Here is a 15,394-nt window from a genome sequence, read left to right on the forward strand (position 1 = left end):
GGGCGGAGACGCCCGATCCGGACAACTGCCAGGATTCGAAGATGGGTTGCCCCCCGTCGGAGCAGCCCTCGACACCGGGCGACGTTCCACCGGGGAGCGGAACGCAGACGCCTCCGGGCAATGAAATCCCACAGACGCCACCGCCTCCGGACAAGCAGCCGGAAGCGCAGCCTCCGGCCTCGGGGGCCACGCTGTGGTTCGCGAAGGAAGGCGCCGCGCAGGACGACCTGGCGCTGGACCTGGCCGTGGAGGCCACCACCGGGGACTTCTTCACCGCGGCCGCGCACGGCTACGACGACCTGGACGCGCGCACGCCCACGGATGACTCCGTGGAGCTGGTCCTCACGCGGCGCTCCGGCACGGGGCAGACGCTGTGGACGCACGCGTACGACGTGCGCGTGGACCCCGCGCCCGAGTCCCTGCGCGCGGACGTGCGCGTGCGCGTGGCGGCGGACGGCTCGGGCGGCATGCTCCTGGCCGGCAACATCCAGGGCACGGTGGACCTGGGCACGGGCAGGCTCCGTGACGGCGTCATCGTCGCGCGGCTGTCCGCGGACGGCGTGACGCTCTGGGCGAACCGGGTGCCCGGGGCGCTGACGGTGAAGGACGTCGCGGCGGACGCGGAGGGCCGGCTGTACGTGGCCTATACCGCGCCGGGCTCCGTGGACCTGGGCAACGCGGTGAAGGGCCCCTCGGCCGGCGTGGCGGTGTTCGCGGCGGACGGCACGGCGGAGCGCGCCTTCGCCGTGGGCAACGCGGAGTCCGGGGGCGCGGGCGCCGAGCCCTTGTCCCTGGCCCCCGGCGCGGATGGCAGCGTGGCCGTGGCGGGGCGCTACGTGGGCACGGTGCGCTTCGGCACCAACGTCACGCAGGGCTCCGGCTCCGGCAGCCCCTTCGTGGCGCTGTACCGGCAGAACGGCGCGCTCGGCTGGGCGAAGGTGCGGCCCGGCGTGAAGGGGAGCGTCCGCGACGTGAGCCGCGACGCCGCCGGTGACGTGGTGGCGGGCGGCGACTTCCTGGGCAGCTTCTCCTGGGCGGGCGCGTCGCTGAAGGGCACCACCAGCCCCAGTCCCTTCGTGGTGGTGACGGGCGCGGACGGCACCGAGCGCTGGGCGCACGACCTGGGCGTGGACGCGTCCGTGCAGGGCGTGGCCATCCACTCCACCGGCGAGGTGCTGGTGGTGGGCTACACGTACTCGTGGCTGGAGAACGGCACCACGGGCACGGACGGCCTGGGGTCCGCGCAGCTCTTCACCCAGCGCTTCGACCCCACGGGCCAGCCGCTGAAGTCGCGCCTCTTCCTGGGCGCCACGCCAGAGGCGCGCGGCGAGCTGTACGGCGTGGAGGCGGTGCCGGCGGTGACGTTGATGCCGGACGGCGACGCGGTGTTCTTCGGCTACACCGACCGCGTCACGGACTTCGGCGTGGACAAGTTCAAGCCCACGCGCGGTGACGTCTTCCTGGTGCGCGTGAAGTACTAGACGGACGTCACGGCGAGCCCCGCGGGGCGGGACGCAGCGCGTTCTGCCCCAGGCGCGAGAAGTTGATGGAGTTGCTGAGGATGCGCACGGCCTCCTGGTCCGCGTGGAAGCCCATGGAGTTCTCCGCCTCCACGAAGTCCAGGTAGAACTGGGCGCGCTTCTGCAGGTCGCGCGCCTTGGCCAGCGCGTCCTCGGGCACTCCCGACTTCTGCGCGCTCTCCAGGTCGTGGATGAGGTCCACCAGCGCGTCCATGGCGAGGTTGCGCGTCTGGAAGGTGCGCGTCTGGATGGTCTCCGCGCGCTGGAGCAGCTCCGCCTCGCTCCACTTGTGGCACGTCTGACAGGCGCGGTTGATGTTGAGCAGCGGGCTGCGCACGTGGTGGTCGCTGACCTTCATCGCCCCCTCGCGCTGGTAGGGCATGTGGCAGTCCGCGCACGCCACGCCGCTCTTCGCGTGGATGCCCTGGTTGTACATCTCGAACTCGGGGTGCTGCGCCTTGAGGACCTTCGCGCCGGTGAGCGCGTGGGTCCAGTCGGCGTGCCCGTCCTCGTCGTAGTACGCCATGATCTGGTCGATGTTGATGCCCTTGGCCCAGGGGTACGTCAGGCGCTTCTCCTTGCCCTTGAAGTAGTACTCGACGTGGCACTGCCCGCACACGTACGTGCGCATCTCCTGGCGCGTGGCGTCCCGGTTCACCTGGAAGTCCGCCACGCCCTGGCTGGCCTTGAGCGCGGCGATGCCCTCGATGAAGCCGGGGCGCGTGACGCGCAGCTGCATGGTGCCGGGGTCGTGGCAGTCGATGCAGGACACCGGGTGCTCCACGAGCTTGCGCGCCTCCGCGAAGGGCATCTGGTTCATCTTCTCAAAGCCCTTGATGAGGTCCCCGTCCCCCAGCTTCTTGTAGGGCACGTACACGCTGCCGTGGCAGTGGATGCACGTGCCCGGCTGCTGCGTCACCTGCTGGCGCTCGGTGAAGGTCTGATCATCCAGCATGTACGCGTGGCCGCGCTCCTCGCGGAAGTCCTTGGCGAAGGCGTAGCCGCTCCACATGGTGACCAGGCGGGGGTCCTCCTCCAGCCGGCTCTGCGCCACCACCGAGCGCGGATCCGCCTGGGTGGGCGTGCGCGCCAACGCCTCGCTGCCACCGTAGCGGGTGCGCTTCTGGTCCACCGTGCGCCGGTAGCCGTCGTATTGCAGCGGGAAGTTCTTCCCCCACACGGCGGGGTCCGTGATGGTGTCGTTGAGCTCCACCACCCGGTAGAAGGGGTTCTTCCCCTCCTGCTTGCGCTCCATGATGTTGACCAGGAGCGCGGTGACACCCGCCGAGGCCAGCGCCGCCACCACCGCGACCGCCACCACGAGCCGGATGCCGCTGAACCACCGGCGCTTCTCCGAGGCCTTCTCGGGCTCGGTCATCGTGCAATCTCCTTACGGATGAGCTCGGGGTTGCCCGACCCTTCGGGGTGACCCACGGAGTTGTGGCAGGTGAGACACTGGAGCTGTGCTTCATGGCCGCTCGGGGGCGACTCGATGGCCTCCACGATGGAGGCGTGGCACTTGCGGCACGCGTTCTCCGTCACCACGCGGTTGCCCGGACGCAGGCGGATGGGGTCCGGGAAGGTGCCGGTGGTGAAGTAGAACGAGTGCCAGAAGCCGTTGCTCGCCTTCGTGTAGTACTTGGGAACGAGGCCCGCGGGCGTGTGACAGTCGTTGCAGGTGGCCACCGCGTGGTGGCTGCTCTTGCGCCAGCCGTCGTACTGCTCGTTCATGATGTGGCAGTTGGCACAGGCGGCGGGGTCGTCCCGCAGGTACGACGCCCCCTTCGCGTACGCGAAGGTGAAGCCGCCCAGGCCGACCGCCACTCCGATGGCGGTCCCCAGAATCACGGCCAGCACGGTGCGGGTTGCGAAGGGCACGGAAGCCACCCTACAGAACTTCCACCGCGTGTCGTTGGACGATTGCGCGTGAAGTGCCGGACATCTGTCCGCGACCAACGGTCGCGTGGTCCCACCCCTCCGGCAAGCCCCATGCTCGCGTATGACCAAGCGTGCGGCGGCGGTGTTGCTGTGGGTGGGGTTGAGCTCGGGCTGTGCGCACTACCGCGTCCAGGCGCCCGGCGCGGCCGGGGCCAGCGCCACGGAGGCGAGGAGCGAAACCCTCTGGTCGCTGGGCTGGGGACTCGTCCAGGAGCGGCCCCGGGTGGACAACTGCCAGGACCAGGCGCTGGCGGAGGTCACCCAGAGCACCAACCTGGGCTTCGCGCTCATCAGCGTGCTGACGCTCGGCCTGGCCATGCCGCAGCAGGTGGAGTGGCGCTGCGCCAAGGCCCAGCCCACGCCCGGCGACCTGGGCGTCCTCGGGGCGCCTTGAGCCATGCCCCCCGTCATCCACGAGAGCAGCCAGAAGCGCTGGCAGAACTGGCACCAGAGCTACACCCAGAAGCTGGAGCTGCTGGTGGATGTCTGGAACGCGGACGCCTCCCAGTCCACGGTGCCCGGCTACGTCGACACCACGCAGGGACTCCAGGGGCTCATCCAGCGCGCCCTCACCGAGCGCCTGGAGATCCGCGGCCTGGGCGGCGGCTGGTCCTTCACCAAGGCGCCCGCCACCAGCGGAATCCTCGTCAACACGCGGCCGCTGAACTACCTCTTCCCCGCGCCCCGCACGCATCCCGCCTATCCAGGCCGGAGGGAGGACCTCCTCTTCGCGCAGTGCGGGGTCTCCGTCGCGGAGCTGAACCACTTCCTGAAGAAGACGGGCAAGTCGCTGACGACGTCGGGTGCCAGCAACGGGCAGACCATCGCGGGGGCCATCGGCACGGGCACGCATGGCTCGAATCTGGAGACCGGCGCCATGCAGGACTTCGTGGTGGGCCTGCACGTGGTCGTCTCACCGGACCGGCACGTCTGGCTGGAGCGGGCCAGCGCGCCGGTCATCCACGACGAGATTCCGCAGCGGCTCGGGGCCGAGCTCATCCGGGACGATGCCCTGTTCAACGCCGTCCTCGTGGGCCTGGGCGGCTTCGGCCTGGTGCACGGCGTCCTCATGGAGGTGGTGGACCTCTACTACCTCCAGGCGTACCGCCGGCGGATGCCGCTGGATGAAGGGCTCTGGCGCGCGTTCGACCAGCTGGACTTCTCCGGCATCACGCTGCCGGGCCCGCCGGGGCTCAAGCCCTATCACTTCACGGCGGTCATCAACCCCAACGACCTGGACCGGGGCGTCTTCGTCACGGTGATGTACAAGCACGCGCGGTGTCCGGAGGGCTCGAGCCCGCCCAGCCCCGGCAGCAAGCTGACCCAGGGGGACAACGGGCTCGAAATCATCGGCGTGCTGACGGACATGGTCTCGGAGCTGACCATCCCGCTGCTGTCGCGGCTGATGGATCGCTTCTACACGGAATACGAAAACATCTGCGGGACGCACGGCGAGCTGTTCACCGACACGACCACCCGGGGCAAGGCCTGGGGCAGCGCGGTGGCCGTGCCGCTCGGCAGGGTGCGCGAGACGGTGGAGCTGGCGCTCGCCACCAACCGCGCGTACCCGTTCCCCGGGCTGTTCGGCCTGCGCTACGTGCTGCCGTCCAAAGCCACGCTGGCCTTCACCCGGCACGCGCCCATGACGTGCGTGCTCGACATCGACGGAGCGGCGTCCACCCGCACGAAGGGCTACAACCGCCGCGTCTGGCAGCAGCTCGCCCGGTCCTCCATTCCGCACACGTTCCACTGGGGCAAGTTCCACGAGCTGGACGGCCCGGCGGTGCGAGGCCTGTACGGCGAGGCCTCCGTCAACGCGTGGCTCGAAGCGCGCAAGGCCCTGCTCCCCACGCCGGAGCTGCGCGAGGCCTTCGCCAATGACTACCTGCGCGGCCTGGGACTCGCGTGAGGAGGCTCGCCTGTCTGGCGGTCGTGGGCGCCCTGCTCACTCCAGGCGCCGCGGGCGCGGCGGGCTCGGACGACGACATCAACCTCTATCGCTACGTGCTCGACGTGGACGTGCCGGAGTCCCCGGCCCTGGTGGCGCTGGACGAGGCGCCGCTGCGCGTGCTGCTCGGCGCGGCGCCCAAGCCGGTGATGGCCACGGTGCTGGCGTCGGCGGCGCCGGGTGACTTCCGCCCGGGGCTGGCCCTGGACGTCGCGCCCTACTTCCTCTTCGGCGGTGGCATCCGGAGCCTGAGCAGCTACCGCTCGAACTCACTGGCCGGCCGGCTGATGCGGGTGCTGACGAAGACGACAGTGTCCGCGGCCGCGCTGCCGGACCTGGACGGCACGGGCGCGTGGCGCGTGGGCCTGGGGCTGCGGACGACGTTCCATGATCCGCACGACCCCGTGCTCAACTCCGACCTGCCCGAACGGGTCGCGCAGGAGCTGGAGCGCCACGGCATCCCGCCGCCCGCGGACTCGGACGAGGACGTGTCCGAGCGGGGCGTGGACCTGTCCGCCGTCTTCGATCAGGCCGAAAGACAGATGCGCTCCCGGAGCGGAGACCTCCAGGTCTCCGGCGGCTGGGGCGTCTCCGCCCGGGCGGACGGCGCCGCCCTCACCGGCGACGGGCTCCACGACACGCAGCACACGTTCTGGCTGACCGGACAGGCCGCGCTGGGCCGGCGCTTCGACGCGCTCGCGACGATGCAGGCGTTGGACCTGTTCCGGAGCAGCAGGGCGCTGCGCTCCGGGCTGGCCGTGCAGCGCAAGACCTCCGTGGCGGACCTGCGCGCGGAGCTGGCCTTCGACGGCACCGACAACCGCCTGCACCCGGGCGCGGCCATCGACGTGAAGCTGCCCGGCTGCACCAGCGCCCTCGCCTCCCTCACCACCGCGCCCGGCCAGGTGCTCCGGGCCCAGCTCCAGCTGCGCTGGTACTTCGCGCAGTGCCGCTGAAAGACGAACGGGCCCGGCGCACGCATGCACCGGGCCCGAGGAGCCTCAGCCGCCCAGCGCCACGTTCTCCAGCACGCCCAGCGCGTCCGGGACGAGCACGGCGGCGGAGTAGTACGTGCTCACCAGGTAGTTCGTGATGGCCTGGTCGTTCACGGCCATGCGCTTCACGGTGAGGCTGGGCTCCACCTCGTCCGGGATGCCGGCGTTGTGCAGGCCCACCACGCCCTGGTCGTCCTGACCGGTGCGCATGGCGATGATGGACGTGGTGTTCTCACGGCTGATGGGCAGCTTGTCGCACGGGAGGATGGGCACCCCGCGCCACGCCTGGAACTTCACCCCGCCCACGTCCACCACCGTGGGGTACAGGCCGCGCTTGTTGCACTCCCGGCCGAACGCCGCGATGGCGCGCGGGTGGGCCAGGAAGTAGCGCGTCTTGCGGCGGCGCGACACCAGCTCGTCCATGTCGTCCGGCGTCGGCGGACCCGAGCGGGTGTTGATGCGCTGCTTGAGGTCGGCGTTGTGCAGCAGGCCGAACTCCGGGTTGTTGATGAGCTCCCACTCCTTGCGCTCCTTCAGCGCCTCGATGGTCAGCCGCAGCTGCTCCGCGGTCTGGTTCATCGGGTCGTTGAAGACGTCCGCCACGCGGGTGTGCACGCGCAGGATGGTCTGCGCCACGCTCAGCTCGTACTCGCGCGGCTTCAGCTCGTAGTCCACGAAGGTGCCGGGCAGCACGGGCTCGCCGTGGTGTCCGGCGGCCAGCGCGATGGCGGCCTGCCCCGCCTTGTCCTGGGGCTTCTTGAGGTTGGCCTTGTAGCGCGCCACGTGCGCCTGGAGCGCCGGGGACTGGGTGATGAGGGACTCGAACACCGCCTGCGGCAGCGCCATCACCGTGCAGGCCGTGACGGCCTTGACGGTGAAGGGCCACACGTCGTTCGACTCCACCACCGCCTGGTCGCCGAAGTGGTCGCCGTCCGCCAGCGTGTCCAGCACCACGGGGTCGCCGTACTTGCCGGCCGTCAGCTTCTGCGCCTTGCCGTGGGCGATGAGCATCACGTGCTCGGCGGCCTTGCCCGCCTCCACGATGACGTCGCCCGCCTTGTAGTGCTGCTGGATGAAGCGGCCGGCCAGGGTGCGGATGAGCAGGTCATCCACGTCCTCGAAGCCCCGCATCAGCGGCAGCTTGAGCAGCTCCTGCGCGATGACCTCCACCTTGACGCCGATGTTGCTGAAGTTCAGCCGGTCGTCGCCCACGGTGTACGTCAGCCGCCGGTTCACGCGGTACGTGCCGCCGGACACCTGCACCCAGGGCAGGATGTTCAGCAGGTAGCGGGGCGAGATGCCCTGCATCACCGGCTGCGTCTTGGTCGTCGTCGCCAGCTGGCGCGCACCCGCCGTGCTCAGGCTCGAGCCCTCGTGCGCCGCCACGTCTTTCTGTGAGTTCGCCATGGAAGAATCTCCGGGTCGCTAGAGGGACTACGAGCGGCCCAGCTCCACGCTCTCCAGGATGCCCAGCGCGTCCGGCGTCAGCACCGCCGCGGAGAAGTACGCCGTCACCAGGTAGTTCATGATGGCCTTCTCGTTGATGCCCATGAACCGCACGTTGAGGCTGGGCTCGATCTCATCCGGGATGCCCGCCTGGTGCAGGCCGACGACGCCCTGGTTCTTCTCACCCACGCGCATCAGCATGATGGACGTGGTGCGCGTCTCCGACACCGGAATCTTGTTGCAGGACACGATGGGGATGCCGCGCCACGCGGGCACGTGGTTGCCGTTCATCTCGATGCTGGTGGGGTAGATGCCCCGCTTGTTGCACTCCTGCCCGAACGCGGCGATGGCGCGCGGGTGGGCCAGGAAGAACGACGGCTCCTTCCACACCGTGGCCAGCAGCTCGTCCATGTCGTCCGGCGTCGGCGCGCCGGAGCGGGTGTGGATGCGCTGCTTGAGGTCCGCGTTGTGCAGCAGGCCGAACTCGCGGTTGTTGACGAGCTCGTGCTCCTTGCGCTCCTTCAGCGCCTCCACCGTCAGACGCAGCTGCTGCTGGGTCTGGTTCATGGGGTCGTTGAAGAGGTCCGCGACGCGCGTGTGGATCTGCAGCACGGTCTGCGCGACGGCCAGCTCGTACTCGCGCGGGTGCGTCTCGTAGTCCACGTAGGTGCCGGGCAGCACGGGCTCGCCGTGGTGGCCGGCGGCCAGCTCGATGGCCTTCTGGCCGGAGGTGTCCTGCTTCTTCCTGGAGCGGGCCTTGAAGTCCTCGATGTGCTTCTGCAGCGACGGCACCTGCGCCACCACCGCCTCGAAGGCGGACTGCTGGAGGACGAGCGCGATGACGGGCGTCACGGCCTTCGCCGTGAACTGCCAGTAATCCTGAGACTCCAGCAGCGCCTGGTAGCTGTAGTGGTCGCCGTCCGCCAGCGTCTCCAGCACCACCGGCTCGCCGTACTTGCCGGTGCCAATGCGGTTCACCTTGCCGTGCGCGATGAGGACGATGGAGTCCGCTTCCTTGCCGGCCTCGGTGATGACCTCACCGGCCTTGTACTCCTTCTGCACGAAGCGGTTGGCCAGCGCGGTGAGCGCGTCCACGTCCTCGTAGCCGCGCAAGAGGGGCAGCTCGCCCAGCTCCTGGGGAATCACCTGCACCCTGGCGCCGGTGCTGGTGAAGGTGACGCGGCCGTCACCCACCGCGTACGTCATGCGGCGGTTGACGCGGTACGTACCGCCGGACACCTGCACCCACGGCAGCAGCTTGAGCAGCCACCGCGAGGAGATGCCCTGCATCTGCGGCTCGGACTTGGTCGTCGTCGCCAGCTGACGCGCCGCCTGCGTGCCAAGGCTCTGGTTGTTGTCGTCGAACTTCTTCAGGTCGTTGGACATGACTCACCCTCTCCAGGTTGAAGAATCAAGAAAGCTTCGGTTTTCGGTGGGACTCAGGGCCTGCTGGCGCGGAACAGCTCCGCGATGCGCATCGCGGACCTACCCAGGCCGGAGACGTTGGCGGCCTTGAGCTTCGGCGCCGCGTCGTGGCGCAGCTCCGCTTCGGTGTAGCGGGCCACCTCCGCGTGCCACCGGGGGATGCCCGCCATCCACTGCTGGAGCTGCTCCACGTACTTGAGCAGCTTCTCCTGCGCCTTCGCGTCCAGGTTGAAGGTGCGGATGACCACCGGCAGCTCCTTGGCCACCAGGTGCTGGAACTGCTTCATGCGCGCGGTCATCAGCGCGTTGACCACGAGGACGGCCTCGTCCTTGTCCACGCCCAGGAACTTCTGGACCGCGAGCACGCAGTTGTTGAGCTCGCCCTCGAATTCAATCTCCTTCTGGTAGGAGAACAGGTCGTTGACGAAGCAGGCGTAGTCCGCGGCGGAGTTCTCCAGCCCGCGCAGCGTGCGGGTGTTGAAGACGTCCTCCGGCACCGCGTCCCCCTTGGAGAGGCGCGACAGGCTCATGGTGAGGTCCGAGCCGAACGTCTTGCGGCGCATCTCCACGTAGTCCACGGGGTCCGGCACGCGGTTGAGCAGCTGGTTGTTCAGCTCCCACACCCAGCTGTCCGTCATGTCCTGGATGGCCTTGCGGAACAGCATGCGGTTGCGCGGCGACAGCGGGCCGGCGGTGCGCTTCCACAGGTCCATCAGGCCCAGCTCCACCGGGTTGGTGGGCACCGCGGCGTTGGCGGCCTCCACGTCATCCGGCATGAACTGGCCCAGCCGCGCGGTGAACAGCTTCGCGCCCGCCATGTCCCGCGTGTTCGCGTAGAGCATGGGGAAGTAGTCGTCCGCGTAGGTGCCCCAGACGAGCCAGCACGCCGTCAGGTCCAGCTGCTCCGGCGTCGCGTCCGGGTGGATGTACGCGCCGCACAGGGCCACGTCCGCCGCGTCGAACTTGTGGTCGTCCCAGACGTAGAACCCCACGACGGGGACCACCTCCAGCATGCCCACCCGCCGCGCCCACGCCTTGGAGTTCCTGCGCGCGTGGTCCAGGTGGGGGCTCAGGTACGTGCTGTATGGCGCGTAGAACGGCGGCAGCTTCGTGGGGCCCACGTGCTGGCGCGGCACGTGGCTCAGGGAGCGGGCGCGAGGCCCCAGCCCCAGCCCGCCGGGCGACAGGGGAATCCGCAGCGCGGAGGTGCCCAGGCCGGACGGCAGGGGGATGGACAGCCCCGGCTGCTCCTCCGAGTGCTGGTTCATGTAGCGGTTGGAGCGCAGGTGCCACTCGTGGCCGCCGGACTGCCAATCCTGGAGGCCGCGCAGGTACGTGAGCACCTGCGCCTGCTCCACCGGGTTGAGCGCGTACTCCGCGAACAGCCACGGCAGCTCCGTGGCGAACGTCGTCTCGAACTGCTGCAACCGGGACGTCAGCAGGTCGTTGACCAGGTCCGCCGCGCGCTGGGTCTCACAGTCGAGGAACTTCTCCACCACCAGCACGCCGTTGGAGAGCTCGCCCTCCTCCAGCTCGCGCTCGTAGGAGAACAGGTCGTTGCGCAGGTGCACCGCGTCGGAGAACGTGTCCTTGAAGACGCGCATCGGCCGGCTCTTCACGACGCGGGCCGGAATCTCCGCGGCCACGGCGTGCTCCACCAGGTCCGACGACCAGGGCGCGCCGCCCACCTTGCGGCGCATCTCGATGTACTCGATGGGGTTGGAGACGCGCGCCTCGCTGATGTTCTCGATCTCCCACATCGACTCATCGAGCAGGTGCTTGGTGTTCTCGAAGAAGCGGCGGCGCCAGTCCATGGACATGGAGGGCACGGTGCGCTGCCACAAGTCCCAGAGCGCGCGCTCCACCGGGTTGACCGGCTCCGGCGGCGGGGACATGTCCAGCGGCATGAACAGCGGCAGCCGGTCCAGGTAGGCCTGCCCGCCCGCCACGTCGCGCGAGTACTTGAAGACCTCCAGGAAGTGGTCGTCGAAGTAGAAGACCCAGACGTACCAGTCCGTGATGAGGTCCAGCTCCGGACCCGGCGCCTCCGGGTGCGTGTACGCACAGAGCAGCGCGTAGTCCATGCCGTCGAAGCGGCGCTCGGACCAGACCTCGCGGTCCGTTCCATCCCGGGGCGGGCCCAGGATGCCCATCTGGTACGACCACGCCTTGGTGTGCGCGCGCGCCGATTCCAGGTTCGGGTTCAGCCGCGCCGGCCACGGAACGTAGAACTCCGGCAGCCGGAACGGTTGCTTCTGCTTCCCCTTCGACATGCACGCCCCTCGTTGATCCCCAGGGGCTTGTACTGTCGTCCAATGAACAACACCACGGAGAACGGTTTGAGCAGGAAACGGTGCTTAATCTCGTGAATAAGGGTTCGCGGGGATGACGGACGACCCACCCGGATCAGGGTTTGAGAATCCGTCTCCCCGCGTGACCTGCTAGCGGCGCGTGGAGCGGCGCACGGAGCTCTTGCGAGCGGACGTCTTGCGCGCGGGCGTCTTGCGCGCGGACGACTTGCCACGGGCGGACGTCTTGCGAGCGGTGCGGCCGGCGGCGGCGCGACGGGCCGGGGCCTTGCGGGCACCGCGCTTGGCGGTGGCCTTCTTCGCGGCGCCGCGCTTGCCCGCGGCCTTCTTCGCGGTGCCGCGCTTGCCCGCGGCCTTCTTCGCGGTGGCGCGCTTGGAGGTCGCCTTCTTCGCGGCGCCCGTGCGGCGGGACGACGCCTTGCGGGCGCCCTTGCGCGCACCGGAGGAGCGGCGGCGCGACGTCTTCGCGGGCGTGGCCTCACCCGCCGGCATCACCGTGTTGGACGACGGGGTCTCGTTCGGGTCCTGCATGTTCGACTCGGCGTGCATCAACAGCCTCCAGGGATGACAACACCTGAAGGGTAAGCGCAACCGCCAGAAGTGCACGCATGCCCCCCTGTGCGGATGCACGCCAGCTGACGAATGCGCGCGGCGCTGCATCCCGCGCGAGGCCGAAAATCCGGCTCCGGAGCGATCAGCGGCGCGTCTACACCGCGCCCTTGAGGAACGCGGCCAGCTTCTCGTACGCCACGGCCAGCGGCGGAATGGGCGCGCTCTCGTGCAGCTGGTGCGCCTGCGCCGTTTCACCGGGCCCGAAGTTCACCGCGTCCACGCCCCACTCGCCAAAGCGCGCCACGTCCGTCCACGCCTGCTTCGACGCGGCGGGCAGCCCCGTGAGCGACATCAGCCGCTGGAACAGCGGGTTGCCCGCGGCCACCGGCCCACTGGGCGAGCTGTCCGTGAACTCCACCTCCGCGCGGCCCGCCACCAGCGCCAGCACGTCCTCCTTCGCCCGAGCCACGCTCTTGCCCGGCGCGAAGCGGTAGTTGAGGTTCAGCTCGAACGCCTCCGGCACCACGTTGCGCGCACGGCCACCCTTGGCCAGCGTGGCGCTGATGACTTCATAGAAGGGGAAGCCCGCGACGTTCACCTCCACGCGCTCGCGGCCCAAGAGCTCCGTGAGCAGCGGCCCCGCCTTGTGGATGGCGTTCTCCCCCTGCCACGGCCGCGCGGAGTGCGCGCTGCGCCCCGTGAACCGCACCGTCACCTGCATGCTGCCGACACAGCCCACCTGCACCACGCCGTCCGTGGGCTCCATGGCGATGCCGAACTTCACGCGGGTCAGGTCCGGCCGCTTCGCGTACAGCGGGATGAGGCCGCTCTCCGCGTAGGCGCCCTCCTCGCGCTCGTACAGGAGGAAGGCCACGTTGACGGGCAGCGCGTCGCGCTTGAGGTCCTCCGCCAGCGCCATCATCACCGCCACGCCGCCCTTCATGTCGGACGCGCCCAGGCCGTGCACGCGCTCGCCCTCGATGCGCGGCGCGCGGCCCACGTCTCCGGGGTGCATGGGCACCGTGTCCAGGTGGCCGATGAGCGCCACCGTGGGCCGGGGGTCCTCCAGCGAGCCCAGCAGCAGCGTGTGCCCGACGCGGAAGACCTCCTCGCGGCGGAAGTGCTTCAGCGCCCAGCCTTCCACGTGGTCCGCGATGGGACCCTCGTAGCCAATGGGGCTCTCGATGCGACACAGCTCGAGCGTCGTCTGGGCAAGTCGGGTGGCGAGTTCGATGGAGGCCATGCGCGGAGCACCATACTCCCCGCCCGTGCCCGGCACATCGTCCCGTCAGGCGCCGTCCACCCGCTCCTCGAAGGAGGTGGCGCCATCCAACACCGTGACGCAGATGCACGCGGGGCCGTCCAACGCGGTGAAGTCGTGCAGCGACCCGTCCGTCTTCTCCAGCTCGTCGCCGGGCCAGACCTCGTGGCCGGTGTCCTCGCGAAAGCCGCCCTCCAGCACCAGGTTCCACTCGCGCCCCTGGTGCGCGTGGCGCGGGTAGCGGGCGCCGGGCATCAGCCGCGCCACGGCGGCCATCATCCCCTCGCGTCCGGGACCCGTCTCCACCGGCATCAGCTCCACGCCCTCCACCGGGCCGGGCATCCAGTTGCCGGGGTCCGCCATGGACTCCAGCAGCTCCCGGGCGCGGGCTTCCGTCACGTCCAGGAACGCGGCCACCCTCCCGGCCCAGCGGGCGAAGCGGCCGGGGCCCTCCATCTGGCCCATCAGCCGCTGGAGCACCGACGCCGGGGGTGTGACGGGCGGCACGAGCCCCCCCAGCGCATCCACGGCGGGCGCCAGCCGGGCCGCTTCCGCCCGGCAGCGCGCGCAGCCCTCCAGGTGCCGGGCCGCGGCGTCGCGCCGGGCCGGCTCCAGGGTCCCCAGCAGCCAGTCAGGGAGGATGTCGTCGAGGTGTTCCATGCGCTCCTTGGGAGGCTCCGGCGGGGTGCTACGCGTCGCTCGGAAACCTATACGCGACCGCGACAGCGGCGGATTTTCACCGGCTCACACCGCGACGGCGAAGTCCCGCAGGGCGGCGTTGAGGCTGGTCTTCTGGTCGGTGGACGCCTTGCGCTGTCCGATGATGAGCGCGCACGGGACCATGTACTTCCCGGCGGGGAACTGCTTCTCCCGCATGCCCGGAATCACCACGCTGCGCGCCGGCACGCGGCCCTTGTGCACGACCTCCTGGGGCCCGGTGACGTCGATGATCTGCGTGGACGCGGTCAGCACCACGTTGGCGCCCAGCACCGCCTCCTCCTCCACCACCACGCCCTCCACCACGATGGAGCGGCTGCCCAGGAAGGCCCCGTCCTCGATGATGACCGGCGACGCCGTGGGCGGCTCCAGCACGCCGCCCAGCCCCACGCCGCCGGACAGGTGGACGTTGCGGCCCACCTGCGCGCACGAGCCCACCGTGGCCCACGTGTCCACCATGGTGCCCGCGCCCACCCGCGCGCCGATGTTCACGTACCCGGGCATCACCACCGCGCCCCGCTCCACGAACGCGCCGTAGCGCACGGTGCCCGGCGGCACCACGCGCACGCCCGCCGCTTCCAGGCCCTTCTTCAGGGGCACCTTGTCGTGGAACTCGAAGGGGCCCACCTCCATCACCTGCATCTCCGACACGGCGAAGAACAGGAGGATGGCCTCCTTCACCCACGCGTTGACCCGCCAGCCCTCCGGGCCCTTCTCCGCGACGCGCAGCTCCCCGGAGTCCAGGCGCGCCAGCGTCTCGCGCACCGCCGCCACCGTGTCCGCGTCCTTCAGTTTCGCCCGGTCCGCGAACGCCGCGGACACCCGCTGGGAAAGCGCTTCGAGAGAGGTCGCCATGGCGGCGAGTTCAATCACACTTCAGCGGTCCGCGCCCTCCCTCAATGTCCACCGCCGGACGCCCTTCAGACGTGTGTCGCCCCCGGCACCAGGGCCAGCGGATGGGTCAGCGACAGGATTTCCCCGTGATGCTGTTTGTCAGCGGGCACCAGCGGCCCGGTGCCCTCCCTCAGCACCACGGCGCCGCGGAGCACCCGGCCCACGGCGGACAGGGGGACCTCCTTCCAGTGCCGGGTGAAGGGCGAGTGCCGGACATAGAGGTGCTCCTGGCCGATGAAGGCCACGTAGCCCAGCATCTTCCCGTCCGCCGAGCGGACCCGCATGCCACCAATGATGGAGCGCCGCTCGAACGGCGTGTCGTCGAAAGCCATCGGTCGTCTCCTCCCGTGCAGGGAAGAAGGTGGGGACGGGGGCCTTCCGCCGCGAGC

Annotated in this window: 14 protein-coding genes; 4 read left to right on the forward strand and 10 right to left on the reverse strand. The window is 70.0% G+C overall.

The genetic code is table 11. The features are described 5' to 3' along the window. Window positions 1-1,481, forward strand: a 1,481-nt coding sequence (locus D7X55_RS21305; RefSeq protein WP_121724025.1) for a hypothetical protein, incomplete at its 5' end; no start/stop codon positions are given. Between the two features lie 7 nt (window positions 1,482-1,488). Here the strand turns inward: D7X55_RS21305 and D7X55_RS21310 are convergent. Next, a complete protein-coding gene (locus D7X55_RS21310; protein WP_121724026.1) occupies window positions 1,489-2,898 on the reverse strand; it encodes an ammonia-forming cytochrome c nitrite reductase subunit c552 in 1,410 nt (469 codons plus the stop codon). Further along, window positions 2,895-3,398 carry a cytochrome c nitrite reductase small subunit gene (gene nrfH, locus D7X55_RS21315; RefSeq protein WP_120547118.1) on the reverse strand — a complete coding sequence of 168 codons (504 nt, stop codon included), beginning with the start codon at window positions 3,396-3,398 and terminating at the stop codon, window positions 2,895-2,897. Before nrfH ends, D7X55_RS21310 begins: the two co-directional genes overlap by 4 nt. 121 nt (window positions 3,399-3,519) lie before the next feature. Between nrfH and D7X55_RS21320 the strand changes: the two genes are divergently transcribed. Genes D7X55_RS21320 through D7X55_RS21330 form a run of 3 tightly spaced genes read left to right on the forward strand, consistent with a single transcriptional unit; the run spans window position 3,520 to window position 6,362 of the window. Next, entirely contained in the window at window positions 3,520-3,852 is a 333-nt protein-coding gene (locus D7X55_RS21320; protein WP_120547101.1) for a hypothetical protein, read from the forward strand. 3 nt (window positions 3,853-3,855) lie between these two features. Then, entirely contained in the window at window positions 3,856-5,367 is a 1,512-nt protein-coding gene (locus tag D7X55_RS21325; RefSeq protein WP_121724027.1) for an FAD-binding protein, read from the forward strand. Next, the gene (locus D7X55_RS21330; protein WP_147470162.1) at window positions 5,364-6,362 is read left to right on the forward strand and encodes a hypothetical protein; all 999 of its coding nucleotides are present in this window, start codon (window positions 5,364-5,366) and stop codon (window positions 6,360-6,362) included. Before D7X55_RS21325 ends, D7X55_RS21330 begins: the two co-directional genes overlap by 4 nt. A 45-nt stretch (window positions 6,363-6,407) precedes the next feature. Here D7X55_RS21330 and D7X55_RS21335 read toward each other — a convergent pair whose 3' ends face one another. From D7X55_RS21335 to D7X55_RS21370, 8 genes are all read right to left on the reverse strand, one after another. Next, on the reverse strand, window positions 6,408-7,808 hold the full coding sequence (locus D7X55_RS21335) for a family 2B encapsulin nanocompartment shell protein (RefSeq protein ID WP_121724029.1): 1,401 nt from the start codon (window positions 7,806-7,808) through the stop codon (window positions 6,408-6,410). Between the two features lie 27 nt (window positions 7,809-7,835). Further along, window positions 7,836-9,233: a family 2B encapsulin nanocompartment shell protein gene (locus D7X55_RS21340; protein WP_121724030.1), complete on the reverse strand. Its 1,398-nt coding sequence runs from the start codon at window positions 9,231-9,233 to the stop codon at window positions 7,836-7,838. Window positions 9,234-9,286: 53 nt separating this feature from the next. Then, a complete protein-coding gene (locus D7X55_RS21345; RefSeq protein WP_121724031.1) occupies window positions 9,287-11,545 on the reverse strand; it encodes a family 2 encapsulin nanocompartment cargo protein terpene cyclase in 2,259 nt (752 codons plus the stop codon). A 168-nt stretch (window positions 11,546-11,713) separates the two neighbouring features. Further along, window positions 11,714-12,130: a hypothetical protein gene (locus D7X55_RS21350; protein WP_121724032.1), complete on the reverse strand. Its 417-nt coding sequence runs from the start codon at window positions 12,128-12,130 to the stop codon at window positions 11,714-11,716. 157 nt (window positions 12,131-12,287) lie between these two features. Next, entirely contained in the window at window positions 12,288-13,376 is a 1,089-nt protein-coding gene (gene dapE / locus D7X55_RS21355; protein WP_121724033.1) for a succinyl-diaminopimelate desuccinylase, read from the reverse strand. A 45-nt stretch (window positions 13,377-13,421) separates the two neighbouring features. Then, on the reverse strand, window positions 13,422-14,054 hold the full coding sequence (locus D7X55_RS21360; protein ID WP_121724034.1) for a cupin domain-containing protein: 633 nt from the start codon (window positions 14,052-14,054) through the stop codon (window positions 13,422-13,424). An 84-nt stretch (window positions 14,055-14,138) separates the two neighbouring features. Continuing rightward, window positions 14,139-14,966 (reverse strand): 2,3,4,5-tetrahydropyridine-2,6-dicarboxylate N-succinyltransferase, encoded by an 828-nt coding sequence (locus D7X55_RS21365; RefSeq protein WP_120547109.1) that lies wholly within the window; start codon window positions 14,964-14,966, stop codon window positions 14,139-14,141. A gap of 65 nt (window positions 14,967-15,031) precedes the next feature. After that, window positions 15,032-15,337, reverse strand: coding sequence for a hypothetical protein (locus tag D7X55_RS21370; protein ID WP_120547110.1), 306 nt, complete (start codon window positions 15,335-15,337; stop codon window positions 15,032-15,034). Window positions 15,338-15,394 lie beyond the last annotated feature (57 nt).

The sequence above is a fragment of the Corallococcus sp. AB049A genome (genome assembly GCF_003668885.1).
Classification (GTDB): Bacteria; Myxococcota; Myxococcia; order Myxococcales; family Myxococcaceae; genus Corallococcus; species Corallococcus interemptor.

Excerpts from the sequence above, each read along its gene's own strand:
- D7X55_RS21335 (WP_121724029.1), bottom strand. The coding sequence starts at position 7,808 with ATGGCGAACTCACAGAAAGACGTGGCGGCGCACGAGGGCTCGAGCCTG.
- D7X55_RS21325 (WP_121724027.1), top strand. The coding sequence starts at position 3,856 with ATGCCCCCCGTCATCCACGAGAGCAGCCAGAAGCGCTGGCAGAACTGG.
- D7X55_RS21310 (WP_121724026.1), bottom strand. The coding sequence starts at position 2,898 with ATGACCGAGCCCGAGAAGGCCTCGGAGAAGCGCCGGTGGTTCAGCGGC.
- D7X55_RS21340 (WP_121724030.1), bottom strand. The coding sequence starts at position 9,233 with ATGTCCAACGACCTGAAGAAGTTCGACGACAACAACCAGAGCCTTGGC.
- dapE (WP_121724033.1), bottom strand. The coding sequence starts at position 13,376 with ATGGCCTCCATCGAACTCGCCACCCGACTTGCCCAGACGACGCTCGAG.
- D7X55_RS21350 (WP_121724032.1), bottom strand. The coding sequence starts at position 12,130 with ATGCACGCCGAGTCGAACATGCAGGACCCGAACGAGACCCCGTCGTCC.
- D7X55_RS21320 (WP_120547101.1), top strand. The coding sequence starts at position 3,520 with ATGACCAAGCGTGCGGCGGCGGTGTTGCTGTGGGTGGGGTTGAGCTCG.
- D7X55_RS21370 (WP_120547110.1), bottom strand. The coding sequence starts at position 15,337 with ATGGCTTTCGACGACACGCCGTTCGAGCGGCGCTCCATCATTGGTGGC.
- D7X55_RS21345 (WP_121724031.1), bottom strand. The coding sequence starts at position 11,545 with ATGTCGAAGGGGAAGCAGAAGCAACCGTTCCGGCTGCCGGAGTTCTAC.
- D7X55_RS21360 (WP_121724034.1), bottom strand. The coding sequence starts at position 14,054 with ATGGAACACCTCGACGACATCCTCCCTGACTGGCTGCTGGGGACCCTG.
- D7X55_RS21365 (WP_120547109.1), bottom strand. The coding sequence starts at position 14,966 with ATGGCGACCTCTCTCGAAGCGCTTTCCCAGCGGGTGTCCGCGGCGTTC.